Below are 25968 nucleotides of genomic sequence, written 5' to 3' on the forward strand. Positions count from 1 at the left end.
AAAACAGCCCGCAAAGGCAATACAAAGTAGTCGACAGATCGTAGAGGAGTGTAAACCATTTCGACAAAACCGACTGGATTTTTTATCACACCCGCAATGACCGACAAAGTATATCGCGGGCGAAAAATATTTTTATGGCAGTAGTACAGTTGAAAACGGTTAATGAATCTGCAGCTCCGGCAAAAATTACAGGATATCTTGTATTGATAACAGTTATTGCCTCGCTCGGTGGTTTACTGTTCGGGTTTGATATTGCTGTCATCTCCGGAATTCTTCCAATTGTAAAAGAACAATTTGGATTTTCTCCGGCACAGGAAGGCTGGTTCGTTTCTTCTGCACTGATCGGTAGTATTGTTGGTGTTGCTTTTTCAGGCGAATTGAGTGATCGCTTCGGAAGAAAAAAGATGCTTGCATTATCCGCGTTTCTGTTTTTCTTTTCTGCATTGGGCTGCACTTTGTTTCCTGATACATTCTGGATCATTACATCACGGATGGTCGGTGGAATTGGTATCGGCGTGGCATCGATCATTGTTCCATTGTACATTTCAGAAGTGGCGCCAGCTTCGGTAAGGGGAAGTCTCGTTACCTGTTACCAGTTAGCCGTCACCGTCGGGATATTGATTGCCTATCTGGCAAATGCTGGATTGCTTTCATACGCCACAAACCAGGCCGGAAACAGTGGCGGTGGTTTGTTCCATTTTCTTTTTGTAGAGGAAGTCTGGCGTGGAATGTTCAGCATTCTTGTTCTTCCATCCCTGATTTTCCTCGTTGGGTTGTTATTCGTCCCGGAAAGTCCGAGATGGCTGATTATGAATTCTCGTTTGTCCGAAGCCGTTAATATTTTTACTGCTATTTCTAAAGATCCCGGTGGCGCTGTAATGGAAGCGGAACAGGTGAGTAAACATAGTAAGAATGAAAACGGCAGTTATAAAGAATTGCTTGAGCCCGGTATCAGGAGGGCATTGCTGATTGGTATTTTGCTGCCTTTACTTTCCCAGTTCAGTGGAATAAATGCAATCATATATTATGGTCCTACGATATTACAGAGTGCGGGCCTTGAACTGAGCGATTCACTCACGAGTCAGATTTATTTCGGTGTTGCAATAGTTCTGTTCACATTCATCGCGATCTGGAAAGTGGATGGCATGGGCAGAAGGAAATTGTACCTGGTGGGAACTGCATGCGCAACGGTGAGTTTATTCCTGACAGGGCTCTGTTTTTATTTTGGATATACGGGTGTCTGGCTTTTGCTTTGTGTCTTGCTATTCCTCGCGAGCTTTGCCTTTTCTATCGGCCCGTTGAAGTTTGTGGTGGCCTCAGAAATTTTTCCAAATAAAATCCGTGGTCGCGCACTTGCCATCAGTATTATGACGATGTGGATCGCAGATGCAATACTCGGCCAGCTGACACCAATTTCATTAAAAAGTTTAGGCACGGCAGGCACATTCTGGGCATTTGCAGTATTTTGTTTAATAGGTTTTATAGTTGTCTATAAGATATTACCGGAAACAAAAGGCAAGTCACTGGAGCAGATTGAAGATTTCTGGAAGAAAAGTAAGTAGTGAGTAGTAAATTGCGTGTAGGTGTTTAAAGTTGGCACTTTGCGCATTTGCTGAAGATCATTTAAAAAGTAATTATGCATGAAGCGGTAATTACCTATTGCCTTAATAAGAAAAGAAAACTGAATACAGAAAAAGTGTGTAATACACCTCAACCAGCTGTTTCCTGCACAGTACTGTGGGGACCTTTTACTTTTCCTTTTGCGTTCCTATTGCCTTTTGCCTCCTGCCTATTGCCTAAATTTGACTGATGGACATTTCTGCAGAACTGAAAAATATTTTGCCTTCCGATCGGATAAAGACAAGATTAATCGACCTGCTTTCTTACGCATCTGACGCGGGATTTTATCATCTGCAACCCAGGGCTGTTGTGCAGGTAGTTTCCGAAAAGGAAATTGCAGATCTGTTTAGATTTTCTCATCAAAATCAGATACCTCTTGTGTTCAGAGCCGGAGGTACAAGTTTGTCGGGGCAGTCGATTACAGACGGCATACTGATCGATTTAAGTAAATACTGGAACCGGATCACGGTGGAAAATGAAGGTGCAAGAGTACGTGTGCAGCCAGGCATAACCGGTAGTATGGTGAATGCGCGACTTCGTAGACATTATCGGAAGATCGGCCCTGATCCTTCAAGTATCAGCACGGCATTGATGGGGGGAATTCTTTCCAATAATTCCAGCGGCATGTGTTGTGGTGTTGCAATGAATGCTTATCATACCACCAGGTATATACGATTTATGCTGCCGGATGGAAAAACATTCAGTACTGAAAATCAGGATGATTATTTCAGATTTGAGGATGAATGCAAAGAGTTATCGGCATCTCTCTTATCGTTTCGAAATGAAATTATTTCGAACAAAATGCTGAATGACCAGATCCGTTCGAAATACCAGACAAAAAATACGGTAGGTTATAGTCTTAACTCATTTATAGACTATGATCATCCTTTGGATATTTTTAGTCATTTGCTAATTGGCGCAGAAGGTACACTTGCATTTATTGCAGAAGCTGTGCTGGAGACGGTGCCTGATCCGCCGCACAAAGCAACTGCGCTCATTTATTTTCCGGAAATATTTTCTGCCTGTCGCGCCATAGTGCCTCTAATTGAAGCCAATGCTGCAATGGTGGAACTGATGGATCGTGCTTCATTGCATGCAGTTTCCAATTATAAGGGTATCGATCCTTTTATAAAAACGCTCGATGAAAAGGCGGCGGCCTTACTGATAGAATTCCAGGCTAACAGCCTGGATGAATTGACTCATGCCGTTGATGCATTTCTGGCAGTGTCTTCTGATTTAAATTTTTTAAATACACCCGTTTTCACCAGTGATCCTGTCGAGAGAGAATTCTACTGGAAGATCCGAAAAGGACTCTTTCCGGCAGTAGGAGCCGTTAGAGCGGCAGGAACTACTGTTATACTTGAAGATATTGCCGTACCTGTACATCGGTTAGGTGATACTGTTCTTGACCTGCAGGAGTTGTTCAGAAAATACAATTACAGCAATGCAATCATTTTTGGTCACGCCAAAGATGGAAACCTGCATTTTGTAGTAACGCAATCATTTGCTACGACTGATGAAATCAACAGGTACGATGCATTTCTTCAGGAAGTAATTGAGCTGGTGGTAAAAAAATACGGCGGTGCACTTAAAGCCGAACATGGTACAGGCAGGAATATGGCGCCTTTTGTTGAAACAGAATGGGGGCCTGACGCGTACAGGATCATGAAACAGTTGAAAGCTGCTGCTGATCCTCATGCGCTGTTAAATCCTGGTGTAATTATCAATGACGACCCTGAGGCGCATAGAAAAAATCTGAAACAGATGCCTGTGGTGGAATCGGAAGTAGACAAATGTATTGAATGCGGCTATTGTGAACCCGTTTGCCCTAGTCGCAACTTAACGATGACGCCCAGGCGAAGAATAGTAACACGAAGAGCATTATCGCTTTTAAAAAATGCAGGTGAGGAACAAAAATTTGCTGATGTGTTGAAAGATTATCAGTACGATGGTCTTGAAACCTGCAGCGTAGATGGTATGTGTTCTACTGCTTGCCCTGTCGATATCAATACCGGTGATCTGGTAAAGAGACTGAGAGCAGAAAATCATTCAGATTTCAATAGTCGCATGGCGCTGGCTGTAAGTAAAAATTTCGGAACAGTAGCGATGGTGGTTCGGACAGCATTAAACATTGGTCATGGATTGAATTCTTTGTTCGGAAGAAGAACAATGACGACGATGACCACTGGGATCAGGAAGCTGATTCCGGCGTTTCCGAGGTGGACTGATCAGATCAGCAAGCCACCGGATCTGGGAATTCTGGATAAAAAACGACTCATTGGAAATCCGACTCAGAAATCGATCGTGTATTTCCCTGCCTGTATTTCCAGATTGATGGGTTCGAGTGGAGAGGGGAAAAAGGACCAGGTGCAGACTTTTATTGATGTTGCCGAACGGGCTGGATTTAATGTAATCATTCCGGAATCAACGAGGCAAAACTGTTGCAGCCAGATTTTCAGTTCGAAGGGATTTGCCTCTGCAGCAGCGTACAGCGCAAATAAATTCATCGAAGCAGTATACAACGTAAGTAATGATGGAAGTTTTCCTCTCGTTATCGACGTGAGTTCGTGTGCATATACGCTGCATCATGTTCGTAGTAAGTTAACTGAAGATAACCGACATAAGTTTGATGGCCTGCAAATATTGGATAGTGTGGATTTTTTACATGATATGGTTTTACCATTTGCAAAACTGAAAAAACTACAAAAGGTTGTCGCATTGCATCCCGTGTGTTCTTTAAAGAAAATGGCAATTGAAAACAAGTTTAATAAAATTGCATCGGCTTGTGCATCATCCGTACATGTACCGATACATGCAGGGTGTTGCGGCATGGCTGGTGACAGAGGATTTTTATTTCCCGAACTAACAGCATCGGCCACACGACCGGAAGCGATTGAAGTTTCATCAGTGGATTTCAGTGGATATTATTCGAGTACAAAAACATGCGAAATGGCTATGTCGGAGGCTACCGGGAAGAATTATGAATCGATTTTGTACCTGGTTGACGAAGCGATGGGAAGAGGTTGAGGGCCAAATTCAAAAGGCCCGATTTTCCCAGATCACGCAGATTAAATACACGCAGGTTTTCGCAGAAAAGGATTTCTGAAAATCAGTGTGAACAGATTTACAAAGCCCGTTGTTTGCCCAATGAAGATCGGAATTGAACGATAAACATACGATGCCATACAAACGGAGAGAGATAATACTGCATAATCCAGCGACACGACTACAAATTGCTTTAGATGGTGGAGCCATAACCGATTTTCATCTGACTTCAGACAACATCAATCCGCTGACTTTTCGTTTTTCAAAAGACCAGATGCCTGTACGAAATAAAAATGGTGCCGCTTACCAGGGTCATTTTTTATGTTTAGGGAGATGGGGTGAACCTTCCCCGGGGGAGAAAGCAGCCGGCTTACCTGATCACGGACAATTTGCGAACCAGGAATGGCAATCTGATGATAGTACAAGTTTATATGTTCACATGTCTGCGGGAAGTAAGCTTGAGGGATTGTCAGTGGATCGGAAAATAACACTGGATCCGGAACAATCGATATATGTATGTACTGAAACTGTACATAACCCAACACCGCTCGGAAAAGTGTACAACATGGTGCAGCATCCTACGATCGCGGCACCATTTTTAAATGAACAGACACGGGTGTATTGCAATGCTGAAAGAGGTTTTCATTTTTTGCATCACAAAGAGATCGAACAATTCAGTTCAACATGGCCAATGGCTAGAATGGATATTCTTTCTGAAACAGATATGCGTAGCTCACTTCCATCAGTTACGTCCGTTCATTCTTACGTCGTTGACGAATCGGATGAGTGGGGTTGGATACTGGCCTGGTCGCCGGTAAGTAAGTTGTTGCTGGGATATATCTGGAAAAGATCTGAATATCCATGGATCAATTTGTGGCGGGATTATCATGAAGGAGCCATCAGGTATCGCGGACTGGAGTTTGGTACAAGCGGAGTTCATCAGCCATTCAGTGAAATTATGACTACGGGATGTTTTGAAGTATTTGGTCAGAAGACTTTTGATTATATCGATGCAGGTGAATTCAAAACAAGAAAGTACTGGTCGTTCCTGGTTCGGCCTTCATTTGAAATTCTGGATGAGATAACGTTGAATATTGAAGGAAGGCAATTGACTATCATCTCAGGAAATGAAAAGATTTCTATCCTGCTTCCATGGACATAAATACAGAAAACTATACATTTTTGACAACTTACTTTCCCATCAAACGATAACTTATTACCTATATCTTAAAACCTACAACTTAATGACTAACAGCAACGAGTACCCAATGATACAAAGTATGCGATGGTATGGACCCGACGATCCTGTACAGTTGCCGGACATACGGCAGGCAGGTGCAACAAGCGTTGTCACTGCACTTGATCATGTCCCGCTCGGCGGCGTCTGGACTAAGGATGATATCATCGAAAGAAAAAAGAAAATCACTGATGCAGGGCTGGATTGGGATGTTGTGGAAAGTATTCCTGTACATGAAGACATTAAAACACGGAACGGGAATTACTATGAGTATATCGAAAACTATAAAACATCAATTCGGAACCTGGCTGCATGCGGAATAAAAACCATCACCTACAATTTTATGCCAGTTTTGAACTGGAGTCGTACTGATCTTGAATTCAAAGTTGAGGATGGCTCAAAAGCATTGCGTTTCGATCGTACAGCATTCACCTGTTTTGATATTTTTATTCTGAAAAGAAAGAATGCAAAAAATGAATATACTTCGGAAACGATCAAAAAGGCTGAGCAGTACCTGAATGAACACAGTGCGGAAGAACTGCAGAAACTTCAAAACAATATTATTGCCGGTCTTCCTGGTTATCAGCAGGCATTCACATTGGAACAATTTAAAAGCACTATAGAAGCTTACGACGGAATAACTCCTGAACAGCTGAGAGAAAATCTTATTCTCTTTCTGCAGGAAATTATACCTGTTGCAGAATCAGTCGGCGCAAGAATGGCTGTGCATCCGGATGATCCTCCGTTCCCGCTACTTGGTTTGCCGAGAATAGTAAGTACTGCTGTCGATCTTGAGTTATTAATGAACGCTGTTCCTTCCAAAGCAAATGGGATCTGCTTCTGTACGGGATCCTATGGTGTCCGTGCCGATAATAATCTTCCGGAAATGATCAGGCAATTTGCTGATCGTATCTATTTCTTCCATTTACGAAATACGAAGCGAAATGAAGCAGGTGACTTTTTTGAAGACAATCATCTGGATGGAAATACTGACATGTTTTCGGTTATGAAGGAGTTGATCGTTTTATCTGATAGCCGCAAAGAGCGAATAGTCATGCGGCCCGATCATGGTCACCAGATGCTGGATGATCTTTCGAAAAAAACAAATCCGGGTTATTCTGCCATCGGGAGATTACGCGGGTTGGCAGAGCTTAGGGGATTGGAGTTGGGAATAAGGCGGATGATGTATTCATAACAGAATATTCATTACAAAAATTACATCAACTATTTAGTAAAGACTGAGAAAGGAATTCCGTAGTTTCCCCAAAATTTCACTGGTATGAATGCGGCGGAACTCAGTTTTCATCTTCTGCAAAACCACAAAGCTTTTGAAGATTATATAGGAAGCCTGGATGAGAAATTGTTGGTTTCAGCACCCGAAGGTAAGTGGACACCCGCTCAGCATTTTGATCATATACGAAGGTCAACAGGCGCAGTCACCCAGGCCATGCGACTTCCGAAATTTGTTTTTCGTTTTATGTTTGGCCTCGCAAATCGACCTTCAAGAACATTCGATGCGCTCGTTGAAAAATATCAGACAAAGCTTAAAGATGGAGGAAAAGCAGGAGGACGATTTGTACCGGAAAAAATTTCCTCCCGGCAACTTGCGATGATCAATAAGGAATATGAAAAAGCCATCACCGGGTTGGTGAATAAACTGAAAAACTGGAACGAAAATGACCTTGATCGATATATACTACCGCATCCGCTGCTCGGGAAGTTAACTATTCGAGAGATGATGTATTTTACAATATACCATGTGGTACATCACCATCACTTATGTTTAAAACAGTCAGTAGATAGTACAAGGTAAAAGCCTGACTGCCGCAAGCAGGTTTTAGAAAATTAGTGTTTTGTGCCAGTCATCAATTTTGGAATGACTATCTATCCGTAATAATAAATGAATGTTGATTTTCTAATTATTGGTCAGGGGATAGCAGGAACGCTGCTGAGCTTTGAACTTCTGAGTAAGGGATACTCAGTGATTGTTATCGATAAGATTCAGACAAATAGTGCAAGCAATGTTGCAGGTGCCGTTTTGAATCCGATCGTTTTCAAAGGAAGAAAAAATGCAACAGAACGAAACAAGCAGATAAAAATCGCAGTAGACACTTACGAAAAATTAGGCGATAAACTCAGTCGTGCTTTTATCCGCAAAACAACACTTGTAAAGTTTGCCGGATCCGAAGAGGAATTAATTAATCTGGAAAGTAGTACTGGCCTTTCCGCAGTAAAAGAAAGTTTGTCAGCTTCACCCGATATGGAAGTTGCAGAATATTTTTACAATACCCATGGCTATATTTCAGTTTCACCTGTTTGGAAAATCAATAACCAGCATTTGCTTTCATCCTGGAGAAATTTTCTTCTTCAAAACAATTTGCTGATCGAAGAACATTTTGATTACAGCGATTGTAAGATTTTTCCTGATTCAATTAAGTATAAAAATCTTCACTCCAAAAAAATAATCTTTTGCGAAGGGGTAGGGGCTCTTGCTGATCCATTTTTAAAAACCGATTCGTTTGTAAAAAATCGTGGAGATGTTTTAATTATACGTATACCTGGTTTTAAAACGGAAAATATTTTTCAGAAGGATTATCGCCTCATACCTCTGGGAGATGAATTGTTCTGGCTGGGCAGTAATTATCGATGGTCATTTGAAACCCTGGAACCAGATGCTGAGTGGCGTACTCATACAGAAAAGGCTTTGACAAACTGGCTGAAACTTCCTTTCAAAGTTGAGTCGCATCTTGCAGCTGAGCGACCGACTACAGCCGGACAACAGGTCTTTGCTTCTCATGTCGGCAATCATCAGCATGTATTCTGGTTGAATGGACTTGGAACAAAAGGTTTCACAATAGCTCCTGCTGTTATACAAAATTGGTTGCCGGAATTAATCAGTTGATTCCCGCAATTCAACTTCTTTTTTTGGCATTTCATTACCATTGAACTTCCTCTTGCGATACAGTTGATTCAAATTGCTATGGATTAAACACTGTACAAATAAAAAAATCAAACCATGCGCAACAGGAAAATTTTGACGGCAGTTACCATTGTAATCGCAATGACAGGCATCTACTCCTGTCTTGACAGCCGTGCTAAAGATGAAAAACCAAAACCAATTACCCAGGAAGAAAAAGTAAAACGCGGTGAATACCTCGTGAGCTCCATTGGTTGTGACGATTGTCATTCTCCCAAAAAATTGGGTCCCAACGGTGAGCCGGAGGTTATCTCTGAACTGCGATTATCCGGATACCCGTCTTCAAGATCCATTCAAAAGCCAGACAGTAATGTAATCAAACAAGGATGGATGTTGTTTGGTACCGACCTGACTTCTGCTGCAGGTCCATGGGGTATGAGCTTCGCAGCTAATCTCACGTCTGATGCAAGTGGTATCGGCAACTGGACGGAGGATCAGTTTGTATATGCCATCAGGAAGGGCAAATTAAAAGGACTGGAGAATAGTCGCGCGATTCTCCCGCCTATGCCCTGGTTTGTGTACAGAAATCTGACAGACGATGATCTGAAATCCATTTTTGCTTATCTCAAAACTGTACCTGCTGTTGCTAATGTAGTGCCAGGGCCTAAACAGGTTGCAGACATTCGATAGCAAATTTCAGGTGGATGAATTTATTCGAAGGCAGAGCTTGTTTGGTGGCTAAGCTTGTCGGGACCAGCAAATGAGCTTTATTTAAATTGTGGTTATGAAAAACAGGAAGAAGATTTTGGTGACAGGATATACGGGCGTGTCGTCAATCGTTGCATCAGCACTTAACAATGATGGACGTTTTGCAGTAAGCGTATTGTTTACAGGAGATGAAACAACGGAATTGAAAAAGCTGGAGATGAACGGAATTCTTTCAAGACAACTTACAGCCTGGGAAACAAATCTTCTTGCTGATGCGATGAGAGGCTATGACGCAGTGTTTGGAACAACTACGGATCGTGCTTATCATAAAAATGAATTTGAATACGGTAAGAAGTTGATTGATGCTGTGAAAATAGCCGATGTGAATCATTTCGTTTTTGAATCAAGGCCGGCCTATCACGCGATCAGCAACAGTGTTTTCAGTGTACCTAATTTTGATACAAAAGCGTTGCTTGAACATTATTGCAGAACCATCGGAATCAATGCGACATTTATTCATCCTTCTTTTTATTTCGAACATTTCTTTGATGACAAATTTCTTCGGATAGATAAAACGGGCAAACTGTATTTCGGATTTCCACAGGGAAAAACATCCTTAGCGATGTGTTCGATCAAAGATATCGGGCAGGTAGTGACAATGATATTTCGGTTTCCCGAACAATATGTCGGCAGAGTAGTAGGAATTGTTGGAGATGAAAGAAGCTGCACAGAATATGCTTCGATATTTTCAGAAATTCTAAAAGTGAATGTGGAGTACAGGAATATGTCGAATACTGAATATATCCTCAATGGCGGTTCGGCAGAGTGGGCGGATATGTTTGATGTACAGAGAATTTTTATAAAAAGCAGAAGTCGTGAGCTGATCGAAAGTTATGGACTTAACCCGGCAATGACATCGTTCCGCAGATGGGTAAAGAGAAATAGGAATCAATTAAGGGAATTGATTGAATCCGGGGAATTCAGGCAATAGGTAATAGGCAACGGGCAAAAGGAAACAGACGCCGATTAAAAGTCCTATACGAACGATGATCTCATAGCCATGATTTCATTCATGTGGTACAAGGAAATAGGATTTTTGACGCAAATCATGCATTGAAATACCAGGAGGATTCAATTGCCCCGGGCTTCAGCTGTGATGAAGGGAAATAAAAGAATCCGGGCTTTGGCCCGGGAGAGAAGGAATTCAAAAGCGCGGCAACTACGGATAAAAAATGAAGGTTTTCAATTTGATTTCCTTTGAACTTATTTCAACAAACAATAGTCACGTTCCGGGAAAATGTAACATCACCATAGTCTGCTGATCTCCTAAACTCGCAAAAACTACTACTGTCCGCCGTCTACCGTGTACTGTCTGTCCGTATGAATTGACGAAATCGACGTATGAATTGTAAAAATCGACGAATCAACTGGGCGAAAGGCTGGGCTCGGTGCGTTAAATTTGATTATCAAAAAGATATCGCTTTTTACAGGGATTTTTAGCGTTGCATTTTTCGCCCTTATTGCACTGAAAAGCCTGGCTCAGAAGCCGGGCAATTTTTCATTTGCCCATATTACAACGACCAATGGATTGATGAACAACACCATCCACTCCGTCGTCCAGGATAAAAACGGGTATATCTGGATTGGAAGTTCGGGTGGGTTACAACGCTACGACGGTATCCGGTTCAAAACTTTCAGATCTAACAGGGAAGACAGCAGTTCTTTCCCAAACAATCTCATCTTCCAGGTGATAATGGATTATACCGGCAATCTCTGGCTGCTGTTCAATGAAGGAAAGGTTGGATTGTTCGACACACATAACTTTAAATTCACAGAATCGAAAGTCGTTCCTGATAATATCAATTCGCTGAAGACTTCGGTTATGCGCCTCGTTAAGGACGACTCTAACCATGTTTTTCTTGTGCTGGGTGGGGCTGAAGTGCTGACTTTAAACCGGAAGACAAATACATTTTCACAGGCTGGTAATTTTTTCAGTGTGCCAGACAAAAGCTATCCCGCCGATTTCGTTCACCAACCGGGTACATCGTACTATTGGATCGCCCTGCAGAGTGGGCATCTCGCAGTTTACAATCGTGCTACCGGGAAACTCAACACCCGGGAAGATCATGAGCCACATTTGAAAATCCTCGAAAAGGATATTGAGGGCCTGCATCCGTCTTTTATGTTTTTTGATACCAATGACCGATTCTGGTTTACTTCCTGGGGGCCAGGTATTCCGCTCATTTATTGCTGGGACCTGAAAAATCAGAAATGGATTTTGAATAAAGCAGAGTTTCACACAGAACTAAAAACCTATTACGAAGTCAACGGATTTTTTCAGCAATGCGATGGCACAATCTGGGCAAAGGGGGCAAGAGTGATGGCCTGGTATGATGAAAAGAATAACAGGTTTCGTCATGTAGAGAACAGTCATCGTACTGAGAGGAGTATCAGTTTCGATGGAGTTCAATGCCTGTATGAAGATGCAAAGAAAAATATCTGGGTCGGCACAACAAATGATGGTTTGTACAGATTTAATCCCGAAAAGCAATTTTTCCTGAATATTCCTCACATCAACAGAAAGACAGGTCAGCAGGGTACAGGCACCGTAATGTCGGTTATGCCTACAGGTTGGGGAACTGTATTCACCGGTGCCTGGTCGGATGGACTCTATGAATACGATATGGATTTTAATCTTCTTCCGTTGTCGTTGAAAAAATATGATATTTCCGATCCTCCATCCATGTGGTCAATGGCGACATCGCGGGATAAAAATTATTTCTGGATGTCGGCGCAGCCGGGCATTTATAAAGTCAACCGGCAGGAAAGATCGTTTCAGCTTTTTCTGCCTGATCCGGTTTCAAAAAAAACGATCAGGCAGCTTGTTGAAGACAATGCCGGAAGTCTCTGGATGGGCTTGCAGTACGGTGGAGTTTTCAAATGGCAGGCAGATGAAAATGGCAGATTAATTGGCGATACTGTAAGAAGAATCAGGCCTGTACCTGATCTTGAGCTGGTAAACAAGGTTTACCACGATACGCAGGACCAGATCTGGGTCGGCACGGCGACATCCGGTGTGTATGTTTTTGATGCGAAAACGGATAGCCTGAAATTGCATTTGTCGAGAGAAGCGGCAGATTGGCGTAAGTTGCCTGAACCCGGTGTTTCATCTATCCTGCAGTACGATGAGAAAACATATATAATCACCACGGGTACTTATGTTTTACTATATAAAACTGATCAGAATAAATTAATCACCATACATGATTTCCGTGATCTTTCTGTATTCATTGCGTCCACAGAAAAAGATAAAAACGGCTATGTATGGATTTCGACAACGGGTGGTTTATTCAGGTACAATATCCTCAATGATATGTTTGTCTGGTTCCGGAAATCAGATGGAATTGATAATGAAAATTTCAGCCTGAGTTCTTCCCGCATGTTACCTGATGGTCGCATGGTTTTTGGCGCAAGTGATCAGTTTGTTGTATTTGATCCTTCTAAGATTGATATCAACAATTCTTTCCCGGAGATAAAGATCACGGATATCCGTGTACACAATAAAAGCATGCTTGTCGATTCTTTAAACAATTTGCCGAGAGTCGAATTTGAACATCACCTGAATTCAATAGTCTTCGAATTCTCTTCGCTCACTTTCGGTACAGCATACATCGATGTGAAATACAAACTGGAAGGCATTGACCAGGACTGGCTCATGGCTGATGAACATTATCAGGCCGTGTATTCTTATCTGCCTCCGGGGAACTATACATTTCTTGTACGCAGCGAAAATGCAGAAGGTACTTCGGGTAATAAGATGACGAGATTCAATTTTACAATCCTGCGTCCATTTTACCAGACCTGGTGGTTCTATTCCATACTCGCTTTATTGGCGGTGTTGCTATTGTATTGGTTTGACAGAGAGAGGATGAAACGCAATGCGGCGATACAGCAAATGCGAAGTTCAATTGCTGATAATTTGCATGATGAGGTTACGACTACGCTGAATAATATCACGATTCTGAGTGAAATAGCCAGGTTGAAAGCAGATAAGGATCTTGAGAAATCAAAAGAATATATCGATCAGATCAATGCTAAGAGCCGGAAGATGATGTACAACATGGAAGATGTGTTGTGGAGCATCGATCCGGAAAATGACAGTATGGAGAAAATGCTGTTGCGCATGCGTGAGTTTGCCCAGGGCTATGAAAAGGAATTTGATATCCCCATCGAATTGCAGATGGATCCGAAACTGAACAGGATAAAACTGGATATGCTGAAGCGGCAGGAGTTATTCTTCATTTTTAAGGATGCTATGAACTGCATGATCAGGGGATTCAAGGGAGAGAAGGTGAATATCAGTATGGATATCGAAAGTAAAATTCTTGTTTTGAAAATGAGAGCTGAAAAATCATGTGATGATTCGATGGTTGACAGGAATTGCATACACCTGAAAGACATCAGGAAAAGGGCAGCAGTATTAAAGGCACCAGTAGAGTTTATACCAGACAGCAGGTTTGTTTCTTTAATCCTGCAGGTGGATGTGGGTTAGATAAAATGTTGATGAAAATATGCGTTTGACGCTACCTCAATATAACAGCAAAGATTACCTGGTGCTTGCAGCAGTGATAGTACCGTATACCCTTTTGCTGAACAGCGTCATCTTAGGATCTGCATACTTTGAAAAGTACAGTACATTTTCTGAAACATCACTTATTACCATACTCACTTTCATTGTATATTTTATTATTTGTGGTGCTGTTGCTGTACGTCTGAAGAAAAGGTTCAGTGATGAATCACAGGATACAATTCGTCTCACCGCAATGATCATCATTTTTCTCCTGTTGTCGGGTCTTTATCTTCTGTTGCTCTTCAATATTTTTACCAGGCTCTCCTACATGAGTGTGGACGGAATCGATGATGCGTTCATATGGGCATTTATCGGTCAGTCGATCATCAACATTTTTATTACTTTTTTAATGGAGGGCATTGCACGATTCGATAAGTGGAAACGAAAGCTGGATGAGACACATCAGCTGCAGCATTATTATCAGCAGAGCCAGATGCAAGGGCTCAAGAACCAGGTGAATCCGCATTTCCTGTTCAATAGTTTGAATTCACTTTCGAGTCTGATCTCTGAAGATGAGGACGAAGCAGAGACATTCCTGAATGAGATGAGCAAAGTTTATCGTTACATGCTCAGGAATGATACTGATCATCTGGTTCCATTAAAAGATGAGCTGGATTTTCTTCATTCCTATTTCCATTTATTAAAGGCCAGGTATGGTGATAGTATGCAGCTGAAAGTGGAACTCTCAGAACCGGTACGCGAAATGCTGCTCCCACCATTGACCCTTCAGACGATCGTTGAAAATGCATATAGTCTCAATGCCATCAGTAAAAAAGATCCGCTGGAGATTTCGTTGTTTGCAGAGGATGATCAAACGCTGGTGATCCGCAATAATGTGAAGGCAAAAATGCTGACTGAAAATCTCGATTTCGATGCGGGGCTTGATTTGCTTGTGAAGAAATACCAGGCGCTGGGTAGCAGACAACTGGTGATTGAAGATGCATCAACAGAGCGTATTATACATATTCCACTCATTCCTAAAAAAACGGAGGTGAAGTGATGCAGGAATGGTATAAACCCACACGGCTCCAGATCTATTCTTTCGTATACTCCATACCGGTGGTTGCTTTCCTGGCAAACTATATTCTGTATGGAAACCGGATATTTGACGATATCAATATCTGGATCATCTCGTATCCGTTGATCATTATACTTTGCCTGGCTTTCTGGCGAGGGCATGTAACGATCGGTAACTGGGTGAGGCATCGATATCCAAAACTCGAACAAACACGTATCAGAATAATGATCATGGCATTGCTGGTGATTCCTACGATGTCAGCATCTGTTCTGCTCATTTTCTTTTTTTATGATTTCCTTCATATCCTCGGCTACGAAATCAATGCACAGGATATTAAGCAGGGTATATTCGTAGGGTTCTCCATCAATCTTGTTTTTGAAACCTTGTTTGAGGCCGATTATGCACTCGGGAAGTACAAGGAAACGGTGGAAGAAAAACGGGTCATGCAGGAACTGTCTGTTTTTCGTGAATTTGATATGCTGAAAAACCAGGTGAACCCGCACTTCCTTTTCAATTGCTTTAATACATTGTCATCATTAATTTCGGAAGATAAAGAGAAAGCTGAGCAGTTCCTGGATGAACTCAGTAAAGTATATCGCTACTTGCTGCGGAATAATCAGAGCGAACTGAGTACCGTCGAGAATGAGATCCGGTTCATCGATTCTTACTTTCGATTATTGCAGACAAGGCATGGAGACGCTGTACAGCTGAACATGGAAATCGACAGGATGTACAAGCCCTATCTTCTTCCTTCATTGAGTTTACAGTTGCTGGTAGAGAATGCGGTAAAGCACAATGCGCTTTCAAAAAATAAACCATTGGTGATAGATATTTTCACTACTGCAGGAAATAAGCTCGTTGTAAATAATAACCTTCAGCGCAGAGCAGTAAAGGCACCCAGTAATAACGTTGGCCTTGAAAATATTAAAGCAAAATACGAATTGCTCGGTCAGGAAGGTTTTCAGGTGCTGGAAGATGAAAGAAATTTTACTGTCGTGTTGCCTTTGATCTGGAACAACACCAGTGATTCCGGCAACAGGAATTTTCAGTCGGACGAACGAAAAAAAATGATTCAGTAATTTATGCAAATACTTATAGTTGAAGACGAGGATCTCGCCGTACGGAAACTTCAGAAGATGCTCTCTCTTATTGAGCCGCGACTGAATATCGCAGGCGTTACAGACAGCATTGTCTCAACTGTTGCCTGGTTGAAATCAAATCCTGTTCCGGATCTGATTTTCATGGATATTGAGTTGAGCGATGGTCAGAGTTTTGAAATTTTCCGCCGCGTACAGATCGATTCACCTGTAGTTTTCACCACTTCGTATGATGAATCATCCATAAAAGCATTTGATCTTGGCAGCAAGCACTATTTACTGAAGCCGATACAAAAGGATGAACTGGAAAACATTGTCCGAAAATTTTTTCACCCGGTATCCGATACTTGAAAGTATCGGATACCGGGGAACTTTCGCCAAATTTCGCAGGCAGATCAATTCAAAAATCCGTTTTTTTCTTTTTTGGGGATGTATTAATCCCCGTTGGTTAAGAGTGAATTCCCCTTGTTTTCTCAATTCATCCGCGATTCAATCATTCCATACATCCTTGCCTTTGCACCAAAATAGTTCTGATCCATCTTTACGTCATCAACAGAAAAACAGACAGGATCATGAAACCGAAAACATTTAAATCGCAGATGGTGATGCTCAGAATTTGTATCGTCACTTTTATTCTTGTTATCGCCAGCTTTTTCCTTTTCTCATTCACGGTAAAGAAAATGGCCGATGATTTCCTGGCGCAATTGGGAATAAATAAATCTGCTGCAGACGAGAAAATAACGAACAGTGTATTAGGGGGAAGCCTCGATGCCTATGGCTTGCGAAATGTAAAAAATATCGTGAAAACAAGCAGGACGGCAGTTACAAATGATCTTCTCAATTATACGAAGAAGTATCTCTCCTCTGATGCATTCCTGAAACAGTATGCCGAAATGAAACTGAATGATAAACCCGAGATGCAAAAAGTGCAGACTGCGGAAGAAATGCGTAAATCAATGGTTGATGCATATAAAAAGAGCATCGAAGCAACAGAAGTTTCTCTCAAAACTGCTGATGCAAATATGAAACCCATGTTTGAAAAATTACTCGAGGATGCAAAGAAAGCTTTGAAAGATGCAGAGGATCCGAACAACAAACAGATAGCTAATTATGCAAAGAATTACGAAGGGATGATGAAGAGTATGGAAACTGGATATCAGTATCAGTTGGCAGAATGGGAAAAAAGATATCCTGCTGATGCAAAAGTGTATATCAAAAGAAGACTGGAAGAATTTATGAATGAAACAAAGGATATAGATTTCAGCGCGGAATTGAAAGAAAAGGATGGGATGAAGGTTTTTGTAAACCCTGCTTATGAAAGGAAAAGCGATCGTTGGAAGATGGCATATCGGGCTGGCAAAGAAGTGGTTGAACCTGCAAGGAAATTCGTAGCTGCCTGGCTTGCCGAATAAAAATGTCAGAATCAGTCAGAAAGGAAAATATTCAGGAGGATAGTAGTTTGGTTCAAAGGGTATAAGCGCAATTGTTTCGGCAATTACGCTTTTTTATTTTTCGACCAGGCTCAGCCATTCTGTGAGGATTGCTTGAAGGTCTTTTTGTTTTGATTTAATATCATCCATATCGGCAAAAACGATTGTTCTTCTTCCATCTTTGAAATCACCCTCCAGCCATTTTTTATTCTTTTTAATTTTTGCGCCTGAAGGAAACACCAGCATGATTCGACCTTTAAAAAGATTCATCACTACGATATCGCGTTTGTATTCTTTTGGGTCGAAGGGCGCCATTTCTCCATCAAAATAAAATGCAGGATTGTTCCATTTGATTTGTTCCGCAATTTCTTTGTCGGTTGATAAAATTATTTCGCGCAAAGCCTGTACAGATTTTGCAAGTCCTGGTTCCAGGTTTTTAATGTGTTGAGTTACCTGTTCAGCAGGAGAGCGTTTCGCAGATTTGGCCATAGGAGTTAAAGGTAAAGGTTCAAATTTTAAAGTTTGGTTTAGGTTGATAAGTTATGGGTTTTAAGTTATCCTGGGGGCCGGATACAGGATACAGGATACAGAATACAGAATACAGAATACGGTTTACGGAATACAGGATATGGAATACATGGATACAGAATACAGGAAAATCTGAAACTGAAAACTGAAAGCAGTAAGAAAAATAAGTGCCTATTGCGAAATATCTGCTGCCTGCTTCCTGTCAATAGCTGCTTTCATCCAGCTTCACCTTTCCCTTAAATGTCCAGAATACAAAACCGGTATAAGTTGCTACCAATGGCGTTCCGATCAGCGCTATAATCAACAATATCCGCAAGGTAGCTTTTGAAGATGCAGCATTTTCAACGGTGATGCTGTTTGCTGCGTTATTGCTGGCATATAACAGATATGGAAAGAGTTCAACTGCAACTGCGATTAAGAGTGATGCAATTGTAATAGCAGAACAAAGAAATGCATACCTGTATTGTCCCTTTTTCAGTTGCCTCGGAATATTCGCGATGGCGAGAAACATAATGAGTGGAAAAATAAAATATTGAGGGTTGCTTCGGATACGATCAGTCAGATGCGGTACATATAACAAAGTGTACAGTGTAGTTATCCCGAATGCAACAAGAAAGAAGATCGTAAAGTTTTTGGCAAGGATCGTGAGCTTGGTGTATAACCTGTTCTCCGTTTTCATTGCCAGGTATATGGCACCATGCATCATGAATAAGGCCAGTGTTGTGAAAGCTACCAGTATTGAAAACAGATTGAAAAACGAAAGAAAATTACCGGTAAATTCATGATTCTCGTCGAGTGGGATGCCAAGCGCAACATTCCCCAGCATCAGACCCAGCATTAATGAAACAACGATGCATGCAAATGAATATATAAAATCCCATGTTAACCGCCATATAGTGCCCGGCTCTTTGCTTCGGAATTCAATGGCTACCGCGCGCCAGATTAACCCGATCAGGAAGATAAAAACCGGCAAATAAAATGCTGAGAAAAGTGCTGCGTATGCAACAGGAAAACCTGCAAAAAGAGCGCCGCCGGCAATTACCAGCCACACTTCATTTCCATCCCACACCGGCCCGATTGCATTTAATGCAATCCTTCTGCTGTTTTCTTTTTTCAGAAAAAGATGAAGTGCCCCGGCACCCAGATCAAAGCCGTCGAGAATTGCGTATCCACTGATCAATCCGCCAAAAACAAGGAACCAGAGGGTATTATAATCGAGTCCGAGAAACATATTTAATTTGTTTTATCCGGAGATGATTTCATAAGAGGATTTTCCCTGATGCTGTATTTCTCTTCAGCATCCTCTTCAAAAGGAACAGACATTACCGGCCCATGTTTAATTTTCTTATTCAGCAGATATAAAAAAAGTATAAGGAGGATCAGGTAGACCAACGCAAACATGCATAACGATATCAACACCTGCTCAGCCTTTACTGCTTTCGATAATGCATCTGATGTACGGAGTAATCTATATACCACCCAGGGCTGCCTTCCCATTTCAGCTGCAAACCATCCGGCCTGGTTGGCAATCTGCGGTAACAGTACCGACCAAACGAAAATCCACATCAACCATCTTTTATCAAATAATGTTTCTTTTCTCCAATGCCAGCATGCAAACAGGCTCAGAGCGATAAGCGATAATCCTACAGCGATCATCATGTGATAGAATTGAAAAACGGCATTTAACTGCGATGGTCTGTCTGCCTCCGGGAAAGCATTCAGACCTGTTACGGGCTTGTTGGGATCCCGGTGAACGAGCAGGCTCAAACCTGCGGGAATTTTCAAACCGCTTGTCTTCTGATCTTTTTTGTCGACCCAGCCAAGAATGTACATAGGAGCCACCGAACTGCTATCAAAATGACCTTCCAATGCGGCGAGTTTCGCAGGTTGATTCACGGCCACACCTTCGGCGCTCTGATGCCCGGTGAACAACTGCAGCAGGGAAGATATGGTGAGTACAGCGAGGGCTATCTTAAAAGAAGGTTTGGCAATACTGAGATGCCGCCCTTTCAATATATACCACGCATTTACACTCAATACGAGGGTTGCACCTGCAAGAAATGCGCCTATCCATACATGTGATAAACGATCGACGCTGGACGGATTGAATACCATTGCCCAGAAGTCGGTAATCTCCGCCCGCGCATTCATGCCTTCACCTGCAATATGAAAACCTGCTGGTGTCTGTTGCCAGCTGTTCGCGACAACTATCCAGACCGCGCTGAACATCGAACCCAGAAATACCATGATGGTCGCAAAAAAATGAACACCCGGTTTCACCCTGTTCCATCCAAATAACAATATGCCAAGAAATCCACTTTCTACCGCAAATGCAAAAATTCCCTCCGCTGCCAAAGCACTCCCGAAAATGTCACCCACATATTTCGAGTAGGTGGCCCAGTTAGTACCGAACTCAAATTCCATTATGATCCCCGTGGCCACTCCAATGCCGAAAATCAAAGCGAAAATTTTTATCCAGAAACGCGTCATGTCTTCGTAAATCTTCTGACCTGTTTTAAGGTACATTCCTTCCATGATCACGAGTATCAAACCAAGACCAATACTTAAAGGAGGATAGATATAATGAAATGCTATCGTGAAAGCAAACTGAATCCGGGAAAGTATTTCCACGTCCATATCAAATGATTTAATGCAGGAACTGGAAAACGGCAGCAATCGGAAAATGAAAACCTGCCTTAGAAAGACAGTGAGTTGACTTTACAAAATTACTTCTGAAATGCCTTGTACAGGGCATTTTTTTTAAATTTATTGCCCGGATTTTTTTCTATCAGTCACGGATAACCTAAGTTTTATGAATGGTTTGCTGGTGGAACTTTACACCCATCAAATTCGCAATCGTCGGAAGATTGATTTTTTCAATTATAAATTTTTCAATGATTAAAAATCAGCGCCAACATAAGGGACGGCTTCTTAAATATTCAATGTATTGAATACCAATGTTTTGTAAGATATGATTTGAATTTTTATCCGGAGTGGGAATGTTATTGTAAGGCTTGTTTTTCCTGCTGATTTTTTAAATGTTCAAATATTCAGAATTGCTTGTAACACTGAATTTTAGCCACTATATTTACGACTTACACCTGATTTTTAGCACCCTCAAGTTTGTCTGCTGATATGAAATGGTCCCGGTATCGCATTGACCTTTCCCTGCTGGTTGCAGCAATCGCTGTTGTGAGCGTATCTCACTACAAAAAACCGGATGCGGTAAAAACGCCTGCAGAATGGTTTCCTTATTTCGATTTCAATCCCGCAAAATTTTCTGAAGCTCCGCGTGAGTATGGCCCCTTCACCAGGTGGTGGTTACCAGGTAACGATATTAACGACAAAGAAATTTCAAGAGAGATCTCGCTTTTCGCCGAAAACGGTTTTGCTGGCGTGGAAGTGCAGCCTTTTACCATGGGCCTGAAACCAAATGCGCCAGCGGAACAGCTGGAACGGATTTACAGCTGGGATTCACCAGAGTATTATAAACATCTCGAAGCACTGATGCAATCCGCCGAACAGGAAAAAGTAACCGTCGATCTCAATGCAGGCAGCGGATGGCCGATGGGTGGATCATTCATCGACATCAATGAAGGAATGAAGACCCTGGCAATTTCCGACACCTTACTTGCTGAAGGAGCGAAATTTTCTGGTGAACTGCCGATGCCGCAGAATCATGACGTAACAGCCAAGGGAATGATGGCAATGCTGTTACCAAAAAAATACAATGGTATTGGAGATGCCCGGCTTTTAAATGTTATCGCCGCGAGGGTAAAGAAAAAAGAGAAAGACCAGATCGTTATTGAGAAGTCGACGATTACTGATATCACATTAAAAGTCCGGCAAAAATTTCTTGTCTGGTCTGCACCGGAAAAAGGGGAGTGGGTGATCATTGCATCATGGACAATCCCTACCGGAGAAAAGCCTTCACTTGTCGCTTCAAAAAATCCGGGGTATGTGACTGATGCGATGGATCCTGCCATGGTAACAAAGTCCTACGATCATCTTTTCGGCGCACGTACGGGGCTAACCAAATATTATGAACAGCCGCTTCGGGCAGTGTTTAATGATAGTTACGAATATCATACAGACAGACTGATCTCACCGGATTTTATCGATTATTTCAAATCGAAGAATGGATATGATATCAGCCCATACCTTTCAACGATTTTTACAAAAGGGTATAATCATCCGACTTACCTGGCCATATTGTATCCGGATGCCAGGCCTCCATTTTCCATTGACGAACCGGAAGCGTGGCGGATGATGTATGACTATGACCGTACATTGAACGAAGCATTCAGAAAAAATTTTATACAGACGAGCAACAACTGGTTTCAACGCAGAGGCATGATGCATCGGAACCAGGCATACGGGTTTCCGACTGACCTGATCGGCAATGCAGGTGTGGTGGATATACCGGAAGCTGAGCAGCTTTTTGCTGAAGGTTCCGAAGGCTATCTCAAACTGGTAAGTTCGGGAGCGCATCTCAATAACAGGCCGGTAATTACGCAGGAATCATTTGTGTCCATACACAGATCGGAAATGACTACGCCTCAAAAGATAAAGATCTGGGCGGATAAATCATTTGCGGCAGGAATCAACCAGCTGATCTACCATGGTACGCCTTACCGTTACAATAATGGTGAATATGGAAAAGAGGGATGGAATCCTTTCTCTTCTCCATATCAACCATACGTAAATTTTTCTACGGGGATGAATGAATCAGATCCCTTTTGGAAATATATCGGGCAATTGAACAAATACCTCACCAGGTGTCAATATGTTTTGCGAGCGGGAAAGCCGAAGACGGATGTGCTGATCTACATGCCATTTATTGACTTTACGGAAAACCAGATCGCGCTGAATCCTGAAGAGATTTTGTATCGTGGGTATTTCACCGGGGTTGAACCTGACTTGAAAGGATCAGGCGTTTTTGAACCTTTGAAATCACCGATCAATGCATGGTACACCAAATTATGGGATATCGTAAACGAACTGGAAGCTAAAGGAATTACATGGGAATTTGTTAACGATGATGCTCTTCAGAAAGCAAAAATTGAAAACGGACTCATCAGGATTGAAGAGAAAAATTACAAGACCCTGGTACTCGCAAATCTTCCCTATATCCAGTTATCAACTGCGAAAAAAATTTTTTCACTTGCAGGTTCAGGCATGAACACCTGGTTTATTGGCGGACTTCCTCAAAAACAACCTTCATACCTGAATTATAAAGAGAATGACAAAGTAACGGCAGAGTTAATCCAGGCAACAACGAAAATGATCAATTCCAGGATTGTTTCTGACCCTAAAATGCTTCCGACTGTCAACCGTAAAATTATCTTTTTAAAACATGCGCCTTTTGCCCGGATGATCAGTCGTGAGATGAGCGACAGCAGCCAGATCAGGTTTATCTGGAATAAATCGGAGCAGTGGCAGACGATCAAATTACAGTTGAATAAATCTTTTGCCGGAAGTTACTGGCTTGATCCGGAGACAGGCAAAATTGCAGAACAGCAAGGGACAACCCTGAGTTATGAACTTCCGCCATATGGCTCAGTGATATTTTATGCTTCTACGAAAAAAATACAGCAGAATTTGCTTTCACCCATCACAGAAATTAATAGATCACCGGGAACCGTTCTGCAAACTTTGAAAAACTGGAAAATAGAAGCCGGCACTGTAACGCTCGGCAATTCAACGACAGGCGATTGGCGTACAATCGATTCATTAAAGTATAACAGCGAACCTGCTTTGTATACTACAACATTTAACCTTGACAATATCGATCAATCAAAAAAATACTTCCTTGACCTGGGTGAAGTTTATTTTACCGCGGAAATTAGTGTGAATAATAAGAAGGTCGAAACCAGATTGTTCGCGCCATATTCCACAGAAATAACCCGGGCGCTTAAAAAAGGTCAGAATAAAATTGAGGTCACAGTTGCGACTACACGAAGAAACGGGTTTATCGGTCAGGCAATAAAAGGGAACCCGCACTATGTTCAATACAGGTGGAAGGAAAATACATTATTACCTTCAGGATTGGTTGGCCCGGCTGTACTTATACAACGATAACGGATCAACGGTATCCGCTCATTTTGCCTGACATCGGGCAGCCTCCCATTTTTTTCGATGCCGTACAGGAGTTCAACGCAACTACCAGGAGAAGAACAATACCCAGTACAAAAACGACAGGACGTGAAAAGAAACGGAGCTTCATAACAGGTAGATATAGTTTATTGAATGATCTCTTCACAGTTATGATGGTTGAGCAAAATTAATAAATGCGGGGGTTGGAGAAAAGTTAAAACGAAGGCATTTCATGGTTCATTGTTCGGAGCCTGCCAGTTGGCAGGTCTGTTTGAACAGCCGGTTATGTGTTTAAAGTTTTGTAAGAAAACGCAGCTCAGGACTCTTGAAGTCAGGACACCGGCTCAGGACATTCGGCTATCTTTTCCCAGCTATTGATTACCGGCTCCAGACTGCTCCCACTGTCGAAGGTAAGCCAGACTGAAATTTCCCTTTTTAAGATGCCTTATCTTCTTTGATACTTTTTGCCGGTTTCCGGTGATGTCGAGATAGCTTTTGTCAATGACTGTGATTTCACCAACACCAGTAAGATAAACTCCTTCAACACTCCTGAATTCGCCCGTGCTTCCTTTGTACACATTCCATCTGCCAACACGTTCCCATGCAGGACGAAGAAAAACATCCTGGAATCTTTTATTTAGCGGGAAACCACATAGACCATACTTGCGATCAAATAACCCGGGTTTAGTCATCACCCAGCTTTCGCTGCCATACACTTCCGCATCATTTAAAATTCTGCTGAGTCTCACCATAAGTGAATCGCCACCCATAACAGAAGGAGGGTAGTCAGCAATAGCTGGTGTGGTATAGGTGGCGCCACTATAACAGGCACCAATACCCGCTTTTGTTTTTTGATCACAGTAAGCAGCGACCCTGCGTAACCAGTATATTTTTGATTCATCAGTAAGGTTCATCCAGTTGAACTCTTCATCGCCAATCTCAAAAAGTGAGTATCGTTTACTGTAATGTCCATGGCTATCGAACCAGATGTTACCGATGAGCGCTTTTTCCTTTTCAGCGATCTTTTTGATTTTTTGATACATCTCTTCACTGGAGCCAACTACCAATAACCTGGTTTCCTTGCGCAGAACCGCCCGCTGAATAAATGCCTGCACCTGTAAGCTGATTGTTCCCGGATCGATCCTGCGGACACGAGGAGAAATGATCAGGTTGATTCTTCTTGGTTTTGCAGATTCAGTGTGGCTGTTTGTATGGTTGACATTTGCGGTATCTGAAGCGAACATTTTAAAAGGGGAGATCAGGCACATCGCTAGAAAAAATCTCAATGTTCGAAACCTGGCATTTTTCAGATTGGAGATATAAACATGTAGCACCGTCACTGGTTTAGAGGTTAGGGTTAGCGTCATAGTCTGGATTGATTTTCAATAACTACAAAACAGTTGCTACATCAGAACTACCTGTAATCAGGATTTTAGTCAAAATCAGTGCCCTTTCGAACGAATGGAACCATCTTTTATTTCTTTCAGTTCCGGATAACCGACTTATTCCAGAGTTCTGTTATTTGACTAGGAATAAAAATACATAAGGACTATCACCCATGAAAGAGTGTTTTTACGGTTGACCGATTTGGGATAGCAGATAAAAAGCATTAATTTATAACGCATTAGAAATATCCTGTGTT

Annotated in this window: 19 protein-coding genes; 14 read left to right on the forward strand and 5 right to left on the reverse strand. The window is 42.0% G+C overall.

The genetic code is table 11. The features are described from left to right. Window positions 1–134 precede the first annotated feature (134 nt). The 13 genes from P2W82_RS14910 (at window position 135) to P2W82_RS14970 (ending at window position 17684) form a co-directional block, all read left to right on the forward strand. Complete coding sequence (locus P2W82_RS14910; protein ID WP_336516700.1) at window positions 135–1562, forward strand: sugar porter family MFS transporter; 1428 nt, start codon at window positions 135–137, stop codon at window positions 1560–1562. A 247-nt stretch (window positions 1563–1809) separates the two neighbouring features. Then, a complete protein-coding gene (locus tag P2W82_RS14915; RefSeq protein ID WP_336516701.1) occupies window positions 1810–4647 on the forward strand; it encodes an FAD-binding and (Fe-S)-binding domain-containing protein in 2838 nt (945 codons plus the stop codon). Between the two features lie 151 nt (window positions 4648–4798). After that, entirely contained in the window at window positions 4799–5827 is a 1029-nt protein-coding gene (locus P2W82_RS14920; protein WP_336516702.1) for a hypothetical protein, read from the forward strand. An 82-nt stretch (window positions 5828–5909) separates the two neighbouring features. Further along, window positions 5910–7097, forward strand: coding sequence for a mannonate dehydratase (gene uxuA / locus P2W82_RS14925; protein WP_336516703.1), 1188 nt, complete (start codon window positions 5910–5912; stop codon window positions 7095–7097). Window positions 7098–7181: 84 nt separating this feature from the next. Then, entirely contained in the window at window positions 7182–7715 is a 534-nt protein-coding gene (locus P2W82_RS14930) for a DinB family protein (RefSeq protein WP_336516704.1), read from the forward strand. Between the two features lie 87 nt (window positions 7716–7802). Further along, window positions 7803–8804, forward strand: coding sequence for an NAD(P)/FAD-dependent oxidoreductase (locus tag P2W82_RS14935; RefSeq protein ID WP_336516705.1), 1002 nt, complete (start codon window positions 7803–7805; stop codon window positions 8802–8804). 114 nt (window positions 8805–8918) lie between these two features. Continuing rightward, window positions 8919–9509, forward strand: a complete 591-nt coding sequence (locus P2W82_RS14940) for a c-type cytochrome (RefSeq protein ID WP_336516706.1) — start codon at window positions 8919–8921, stop codon at window positions 9507–9509. Window positions 9510–9603: 94 nt separating this feature from the next. Then, entirely contained in the window at window positions 9604–10518 is a 915-nt protein-coding gene (locus tag P2W82_RS14945) for an NmrA family NAD(P)-binding protein (protein ID WP_336516707.1), read from the forward strand. 468 nt (window positions 10519–10986) lie between these two features. Continuing rightward, entirely contained in the window at window positions 10987–14079 is a 3093-nt protein-coding gene (locus tag P2W82_RS14950; protein WP_336516708.1) for a ligand-binding sensor domain-containing protein, read from the forward strand. Window positions 14080–14098: 19 nt separating this feature from the next. Continuing rightward, the gene (locus P2W82_RS14955) at window positions 14099–15157 is read left to right on the forward strand and encodes a sensor histidine kinase (protein ID WP_336516709.1); all 1059 of its coding nucleotides are present in this window, start codon (window positions 14099–14101) and stop codon (window positions 15155–15157) included. Then, window positions 15157–16254, forward strand: coding sequence for a sensor histidine kinase (locus P2W82_RS14960; protein ID WP_336516710.1), 1098 nt, complete (start codon window positions 15157–15159; stop codon window positions 16252–16254). Before P2W82_RS14955 ends, P2W82_RS14960 begins: the two co-directional genes overlap by 1 nt. Before the next feature lie 3 nt (window positions 16255–16257). Further along, on the forward strand, window positions 16258–16623 hold the full coding sequence (locus P2W82_RS14965; protein WP_336516711.1) for a LytR/AlgR family response regulator transcription factor: 366 nt from the start codon (window positions 16258–16260) through the stop codon (window positions 16621–16623). Between the two features lie 221 nt (window positions 16624–16844). Then, window positions 16845–17684 carry a hypothetical protein gene (locus P2W82_RS14970; protein WP_336516712.1) on the forward strand — a complete coding sequence of 280 codons (840 nt, stop codon included), beginning with the start codon at window positions 16845–16847 and terminating at the stop codon, window positions 17682–17684. A 93-nt stretch (window positions 17685–17777) separates the two neighbouring features. Here P2W82_RS14970 and P2W82_RS14975 read toward each other — a convergent pair whose 3' ends face one another. The 3 genes from P2W82_RS14975 to P2W82_RS14985 all read right to left on the reverse strand — a co-directional run bounded on the left by P2W82_RS14975 (window position 17778) and on the right by P2W82_RS14985 (window position 20867). Next, on the reverse strand, window positions 17778–18191 hold the full coding sequence (locus P2W82_RS14975; protein WP_336516713.1) for a DUF1801 domain-containing protein: 414 nt from the start codon (window positions 18189–18191) through the stop codon (window positions 17778–17780). Window positions 18192–18432: 241 nt separating this feature from the next. After that, a complete protein-coding gene (gene cydB, locus P2W82_RS14980) occupies window positions 18433–19461 on the reverse strand; it encodes a cytochrome d ubiquinol oxidase subunit II (protein ID WP_336516714.1) in 1029 nt (342 codons plus the stop codon). A 2-nt stretch (window positions 19462–19463) separates the two neighbouring features. After that, complete coding sequence (locus P2W82_RS14985; RefSeq protein WP_336516715.1) at window positions 19464–20867, reverse strand: cytochrome ubiquinol oxidase subunit I; 1404 nt, start codon at window positions 20865–20867, stop codon at window positions 19464–19466. 498 nt (window positions 20868–21365) lie between these two features. Between P2W82_RS14985 and P2W82_RS14990 the strand changes: the two genes are divergently transcribed. Then, entirely contained in the window at window positions 21366–24311 is a 2946-nt protein-coding gene (locus P2W82_RS14990; RefSeq protein ID WP_336516716.1) for a glycosyl hydrolase, read from the forward strand. Window positions 24312–24315: 4 nt separating this feature from the next. Here P2W82_RS14990 and P2W82_RS14995 read toward each other — a convergent pair whose 3' ends face one another. Continuing rightward, window positions 24316–24456, reverse strand: coding sequence for a hypothetical protein (locus P2W82_RS14995; protein WP_336516717.1), 141 nt, complete (start codon window positions 24454–24456; stop codon window positions 24316–24318). Window positions 24457–24697: 241 nt separating this feature from the next. Further along, entirely contained in the window at window positions 24698–25693 is a 996-nt protein-coding gene (locus P2W82_RS15000) for a hypothetical protein (protein WP_336516718.1), read from the reverse strand. Window positions 25694–25968 lie beyond the last annotated feature (275 nt).

Source organism: Pollutibacter soli, assembly GCA_029269725.1.
GTDB classification, from domain to species: domain Bacteria; phylum Bacteroidota; class Bacteroidia; order Chitinophagales; family Chitinophagaceae; genus Pollutibacter; species Pollutibacter soli.

Coding starts and splice junctions, on each gene's coding strand:
- P2W82_RS14910 (WP_336516700.1), top strand. CDS start 135: ATGGCAGTAGTACAGTTGAAAACGGTTAATGAATCTGCAGCTCCGGCA.
- P2W82_RS14915 (WP_336516701.1), top strand. CDS start 1,810: ATGGACATTTCTGCAGAACTGAAAAATATTTTGCCTTCCGATCGGATA.
- P2W82_RS14920 (WP_336516702.1), top strand. CDS start 4,799: ATGCCATACAAACGGAGAGAGATAATACTGCATAATCCAGCGACACGA.
- uxuA (WP_336516703.1), top strand. CDS start 5,910: ATGACTAACAGCAACGAGTACCCAATGATACAAAGTATGCGATGGTAT.
- P2W82_RS14930 (WP_336516704.1), top strand. CDS start 7,182: ATGAATGCGGCGGAACTCAGTTTTCATCTTCTGCAAAACCACAAAGCT.
- P2W82_RS14935 (WP_336516705.1), top strand. CDS start 7,803: ATGAATGTTGATTTTCTAATTATTGGTCAGGGGATAGCAGGAACGCTG.
- P2W82_RS14940 (WP_336516706.1), top strand. CDS start 8,919: ATGCGCAACAGGAAAATTTTGACGGCAGTTACCATTGTAATCGCAATG.
- P2W82_RS14945 (WP_336516707.1), top strand. CDS start 9,604: ATGAAAAACAGGAAGAAGATTTTGGTGACAGGATATACGGGCGTGTCG.
- P2W82_RS14955 (WP_336516709.1), top strand. CDS start 14,099: ATGCGTTTGACGCTACCTCAATATAACAGCAAAGATTACCTGGTGCTT.
- P2W82_RS14960 (WP_336516710.1), top strand. CDS start 15,157: ATGCAGGAATGGTATAAACCCACACGGCTCCAGATCTATTCTTTCGTA.
- P2W82_RS14965 (WP_336516711.1), top strand. CDS start 16,258: ATGCAAATACTTATAGTTGAAGACGAGGATCTCGCCGTACGGAAACTT.
- P2W82_RS14970 (WP_336516712.1), top strand. CDS start 16,845: ATGAAACCGAAAACATTTAAATCGCAGATGGTGATGCTCAGAATTTGT.
- P2W82_RS14975 (WP_336516713.1), bottom strand. CDS start 18,191: ATGGCCAAATCTGCGAAACGCTCTCCTGCTGAACAGGTAACTCAACAC.
- cydB (WP_336516714.1), bottom strand. CDS start 19,461: ATGTTTCTCGGACTCGATTATAATACCCTCTGGTTCCTTGTTTTTGGC.
- P2W82_RS14985 (WP_336516715.1), bottom strand. CDS start 20,867: ATGGACGTGGAAATACTTTCCCGGATTCAGTTTGCTTTCACGATAGCA.
- P2W82_RS14990 (WP_336516716.1), top strand. CDS start 21,366: ATGAAATGGTCCCGGTATCGCATTGACCTTTCCCTGCTGGTTGCAGCA.
- P2W82_RS14995 (WP_336516717.1), bottom strand. CDS start 24,456: ATGAAGCTCCGTTTCTTTTCACGTCCTGTCGTTTTTGTACTGGGTATT.
- P2W82_RS15000 (WP_336516718.1), bottom strand. CDS start 25,693: ATGACGCTAACCCTAACCTCTAAACCAGTGACGGTGCTACATGTTTAT.